The sequence below is a fragment of the Kitasatospora sp. NPDC101235 genome (assembly GCF_044767505.1).
Lineage (GTDB): Bacteria > Actinomycetota > Actinomycetes > Streptomycetales > Streptomycetaceae > Kitasatospora.
This window is the reverse complement of the sequence record NZ_JBIWNZ010000076.1, coordinates 1-5124: the sequence shown is the minus strand read 5'-3', so window position 1 is coordinate 5124 and position 5124 is coordinate 1. Positions and strand designations below refer to the sequence as shown.

General features: G+C 71.2%; 3 protein-coding genes and 1 pseudogene. All 4 read right to left on the bottom strand.

The annotated features are described in order from the left end of the window. Positions 1-43: 43 nt before the first annotated feature. On the bottom strand, positions 44-685 hold the full coding sequence (locus tag ACIRRH_RS43715; protein WP_403079060.1) for a DUF742 domain-containing protein: 642 nt from the start codon (positions 683-685) through the stop codon (positions 44-46). 161 nt (positions 686-846) lie between these two features. Further along, positions 847-1260 carry a roadblock/LC7 domain-containing protein gene (locus ACIRRH_RS43710; protein WP_030291361.1) on the bottom strand — a complete coding sequence of 138 codons (414 nt, stop codon included), beginning with the start codon at positions 1258-1260 and terminating at the stop codon, positions 847-849. Positions 1261-1270: 10 nt separating this feature from the next. Further along, complete coding sequence (locus ACIRRH_RS43705; protein WP_403079059.1) at positions 1271-4612, bottom strand: nitrate- and nitrite sensing domain-containing protein; 3342 nt, start codon at positions 4610-4612, stop codon at positions 1271-1273. Between the two features lie 401 nt (positions 4613-5013). Next, a pseudogene (locus tag ACIRRH_RS43700) lies at positions 5014-5124 on the bottom strand (ATP-binding protein); the annotation flags it as partial.

Here is a 5124-nt window from a genome sequence, read left to right as displayed (position 1 = left end):
GACGATCTTCGCGGAGGTGGTGGCGCGGGTGGGGGCGGCCGCGTTAGAGCTTGCGAAGTCCACTGAGGACCCTTTCGAGCAGCGTGACGTCGGGCTGGTTTCCGGTTTCACCGCCGGAAGCGGGCTGGTGGATGGCGACGAGGCCGGCCTCGGCCAGGTCGGCCACGAGGATGCGGGCCACTCCCAGGGGAAGGGAGAGCAGCGCCGACACCTCGGCGACGGATTTGACCTCCGTGCACAGCGTGCAGATCCGCTGGTGCTCGGGGAGCAGGGTGGCCAGGCGCTGCGGGTCGACGTCGGCGGAGACCAGGGCCTCCAGCGCGAGTTCGTAGCGCGGGCGGGTCCGGCCACCGGTCATCGCGAACGGGCGGATCAGCGGGCCGGAGTCGGGTTCGTCCTCGAACTCCTCGACGTGGCCGGGCTCCTGGGCGGGCCGGTAGCCGGGGGCCGGCTCGGGCGCCGGTGCCGGGTAGCCGGGCGCCGGGGCGCCGTACGAGGGCTGCCGGGAGTACTGGTCGTACTGGCCGTACTGCTCCTCGGGCCGGGGGTACGGGTGCTGGGGCTGTCCGTACTGGTGCCGGCCGTACTGCTGACCGTGGCCGACGCCGGGTGCTCCGAAGGCGTCATGGCCTGTGCCAGGGTACGGAACGCCGTACGGGCCGCTGCGGTCGTCGGGCGGTGTCACGGTTCCTCTCCTCACAGGGTGCGGCGGTGCGGTGCGAGCTTCGGCGCAGGTCCGGAGCCGGTGGTGCGAAGGCCGTACAACGTCCGAACCCGAGCCCGCCGAAGCGGGCCCGGGAAGGACGCGGAGGTACTTCGAATACCTGGACGGTATCCGACGAACCGTCAGTGCAGGAGACTGCCCTGGAGTTCCGCGCGGAGTGCGGGGGTGAGGACGGCGCCGGCGCGGTCGACGAGCAGGGCCATCTCGTAGCCGACCAGGCCGATGTCGGAGTCCGGGGCGGCCAGGACGGCGAGTGCGGAGCCGTCGCTGATGGCCATCAGGAACAGGAATCCCCGTTCCATCTCGACGACGGTCTGGTTGACCTCGCCGCCCTCGAAGATCCGGCTGGCGCCGGAGGTGAGGGAGGTGAGGCCGGAGGCGACGGCGGCGAGCTGGTCGGCACGGTCGCGCGGGAAGCCCTCGGACATGCACAGCAGGAGGCCGTCCGCGGAGACCACCACGGTGTGGGACACCCCGGGGGTGTTGTCCACGAAATTGGTGATCAGCCAGTTCAGGTTCTGTGCGGCCTGGCTCATCTGAGTCAACTCAACGCTCCTGGTGGTTCGAGCCGCCGAAGAGATCGGTGCTCCGGTTCTGTCCGTTGCCGGACTGGTCTACCTGATCGGGGTCGATCCGGAAGCTTCCGGTGTTACCGGCGCTGCGGCCCTGCTCCACACCGCGGCGCAGGTTGGTGAGGCGGCCTCGGACCTCCTCCGGGCTGCGGGAGACCTGCGGCCCGTCCTGCGGGGTGGGCTGGTGGGCATTGCCGGGCACCAGGTTCTGCTTGGGCACGCGCCGCGGGAGACCGGCGCCGGTGGTGCCGCTGGAGGAGGGCTCGCGCAGCTGCTCGGCCCGCTGCCAGTCGCCGTCGTTCGGCGACTGCCAGGCGGCGCTGGCGGTCGGGCCGGTCGGGCCGTACCCGCCGAGCGAGGACACGTCGTGGCCGCGCTGGGCCGCGGGCGCCGAGGTGTCCTTGGCGCCCGCGAACCAGTTCGGGCTGTCGCCGGCCGGGCTGCCGCCGGCCGGACCGGCGGCGAGGCCACCGCCCGCCAGCTGCTCGCCGGGGCGGCGCTGCGGCAGCCCGGACGGCAGGGTGGTGGGCGGCTCGGCGGCGGGCAGCGCGGGCGGCTCCGGGGTGTACGGGTGGCCGGCCGGGGACTCCTCGGCCTGCCGGCCGTACTGGTCGGCGTACCCGTCCTGCTGGTAGCCGCCCTGGTCGTAGCCGTACTGGTCGTCGGCGAAGCCCTGCTGCTGGTCGTAGCCCTGCGGGGCGTACTGGTCGTACTCGTCCTGGGCGTACCCGTCCTGCTGGTAGCCGCCCTGGTCGTAGCCGTACTGGTCGTCGGCGAAGCCCTGCTGCTGGTCGTAACCCTGCGGGGCGTACTGGTCGTAGCCCTGCTGGTACTCCTCCTCGACCTCGGCGTCCACCACCGGCGCCTGCGGGGCGCTCTCCAGGGCCGCGCGGCGGACCTGGTCGAGGCGCTGCGAGCGCTGGACGGCCTCCAGGGCCGGGCTGAACCCGCTGGAGCCGGCGTTGCCGGTGCCGGTGAGGTGGTCGTCGAAGCCGAGCTCGGCCGCGCTGCGGGCGCGGTCGTCCGGCGCCCACTCGTTGGTCGGCTCCTGCTCGGCGAAGATGCGGGAGACGGTGAACTGCTCCTCCGGCTCCGGCATCGCACCGGACTGGGTGACGAACGGCGGGAGCATGACCAGCGAGGTGGTGCCGGCGGACTCGCCGGACGGGCGGAGCTGGACGCGGATGTCGTGCCGCTGGGAGAGCCGGCCGACCACGAACAGGCCCATGCGGCGGGAGATGGTGGCGTCCACCGTGGGCGGCTCGGCCAGCTTCTCGTTGATCTCCGCGAAGTCCTCGGCGGTGAGGCCGATGCCCTTGTCGTGGATCTCGACCAGCACGCGGCCGTCCGGCAGGCGGGTCGCGTTGACCAGCACCCGGGTCTGCGGGCTGGAGAACGAGGTGGCGTTCTCCAGCAGCTCGGCGAGCAGGTGGACGAGGTCGGTCACGGCGGCGCCGACGACGTCGACCTCCGGGATGCCGGAGAGCTCGACGCGCTCGTACTGCTCCACCTCGGAGGCGGCGGCGCGGAGCACGTCGACCAGCGGGACCGGGGTGTTCCAGCGGCGGCCGGCCTCCTCGCCCGCGAGGACGAGCAGGTTCTCACCGTTGCGGCGCATGCGGGTGGCCAGGTGGTCCAGCTTGAAGAGGTTCTCCAGCTGGTCCGGGTCGGCCTCGTTGTTCTCCAGGTCGGTGATCAGCGCCAGCTGGCGCTGGATCAGGCTCTGGCTGCGGCGCGACAGGTTGGTGAAGATCGCGTTGACGTTCCCTCGCAGCAGGGCCTGCTCGGCGGCGAGCGCCACGGCCTGCTGGTGGACCTGGTCGAACGCCCGGGCGACCTCGCCGATCTCGTCCTTGCCGTGCAGCGGGATCGGGGTCACCGAGGTGTCGACCCGGTCGGGGTCGGTCTTGGAGAGCTTCTCGACCAGGTCCGGCAGGCGGTGGTCGGCGATCTCCAGGGCGGCGCTGCGCAGGGTGCGCATGCCGAGGATCATCGAGCGGGCCACGTAGCCGGTGAGCAGGCCGGCCAGGATCAGTGCGGCGACGACGATGACCGTGTTGAGGATGGCGTCGTAGAGCGCGTTGTCCTTGAGGTTGCGGGAGTCGTTGAGGACGTCGTCCAGCAGCGCCTCTTCGGTGTTCCGCAGGGCCTGGATGTGGGTGTTGGCGGCCTGGTTCCAGTTGTCCGGGGTCAGACCGGCGCTCTTCGCCTCGGCGAACGCGGCGTCGGCGGTGGCCTTGCCCTTCAGCTGGCCCTCGGCGGCGGCCTGGCTGTACGCGGCGGCCAGGGTCAGCAGGCCCTGCATAGTGGGCGCGGTGCCGTTCGGCATCTTGTACGCCGAGCGATCCTGGGCGGCGGCCACGGCGACCTGCGCCTCCGCGTACTTCTTGGCGTCCTCGGGGGCGCTACCGGTGTTGAACTCGTTGAGGGAGACCTGCTCCAGCTTCTCCGCGACCACGATCTGCTGGGTCGCGTCGGCGTTCTCGTACCGGGTGGTGGTGTTCTGCGCGATGCCGACCAGCAGGTTGAGCATCAGCGCGCGCTGGGTCGAGGCCGAGGCCTTGGCCAGCGACATCGCGTAGATCGCGCGGCCCTTGCTGGTGGCGTTGGCGGAGCCCATGCCGACCGAGTTGTCGTAGGCCAGCAGCGGGGCGAACATCGCCGAGTAGGCGTTGGCGGTGGCGCTGAGGAACAGCTCGGGGCTGTACGCGTTGGCCCGCAGGTGCGGCAGGTCGGCGACCAGGATCCTGAAGGCGTCATGGCGGCGGGGGAGCTCACCGGACTTGTCCGAGGCCTCGTACGCGGCGTTGTACGCCTTCAGCGCGGCATCGGTGTCGTTGCGGCGCTTGGTCACCTCGTTGTTCGGGTCCTGCTTGGTGAGCAGGGGTATCAGCGTCTTGTCGCGCTCGTTCTCCAGCGCCTCGGCGAGTTCGGTCGCCGCCTTGGCCAGCTCCGCGGTCTTCTCGGCGCGGGAGGCCTTGATGTAGCCGTCGACCGAGGTGTTCACGCGAAGACCGCCGAAGACGAGACTGATGATCACGGGGATCAGCAGGATCGCGATCAGACGGGTCGGCACGCGCCAGTTGCGCGGGCGGAGGAAGTCGTACCGGCTGGAGCCGCCGCCGTCGCCCGACGAGCCGCCACTGCGGGGCGTCGTGGGTGCGACCGTGGGCTCGGGGGCCGGGACGGGGGTCTGGGCGCGTTCCTCGGTGGGAGTGAACGCGGAGAATCCGGTCGGGTCCCCAGGGGTACCGTTCGGCTCGCTCTGGCGGGGCTCGGAGCGCCGCTGCGGGGCGGGTTGCTGCTTACGCCTCACTCGACAACTACCTCTCGGCCGACTGTCGGCCATGGATCAATCCAGCGCTACCCCCGGGCCCTGACGTGCCGCCGGACCGGCCGACACGGGAGACATCCAGGGGCAGCTGGAATTTCAGCACGTGCAGGGATGGGGGACAAACAGCCGCCGTCCGGCACCCGCGTCGGCACAATCCGGACATTCACCGACATGGCGGAGCAAAACCGTGGTCACCTGGCGCTGAGTGACGCTGATTCGCCACACTGAGTCATTGTTGATCACAAAATGCCTACCGAACTGTTATCCGCTGCTTATACACGGGTCTTGCGCGGGGCCCCCGGAGGACACCGGCCGGTAAGCGTCGCGGCCCCGACGGCCCGTTGCACGGGACGGGCCGTCGAGGCTGTGCGGTTCCCCCTCGCTCAGCGGAGCCGGGCGAGCAGGGCGTGTTCGACGAGGGTGATGAGGGCGCTCTTGGCGCTGTCCCGGCGGCGGGCGTCGAGGGTGATGACGGGGGTGTCGGTGCCGAGTTG

Bases quoted from the DNA above. Each gene is read 5' to 3' on its own strand.
- ACIRRH_RS43710 (WP_030291361.1), bottom strand. From the start codon at position 1,260: ATGAGCCAGGCCGCACAGAACCTGAACTGGCTGATCACCAATTTCGTG.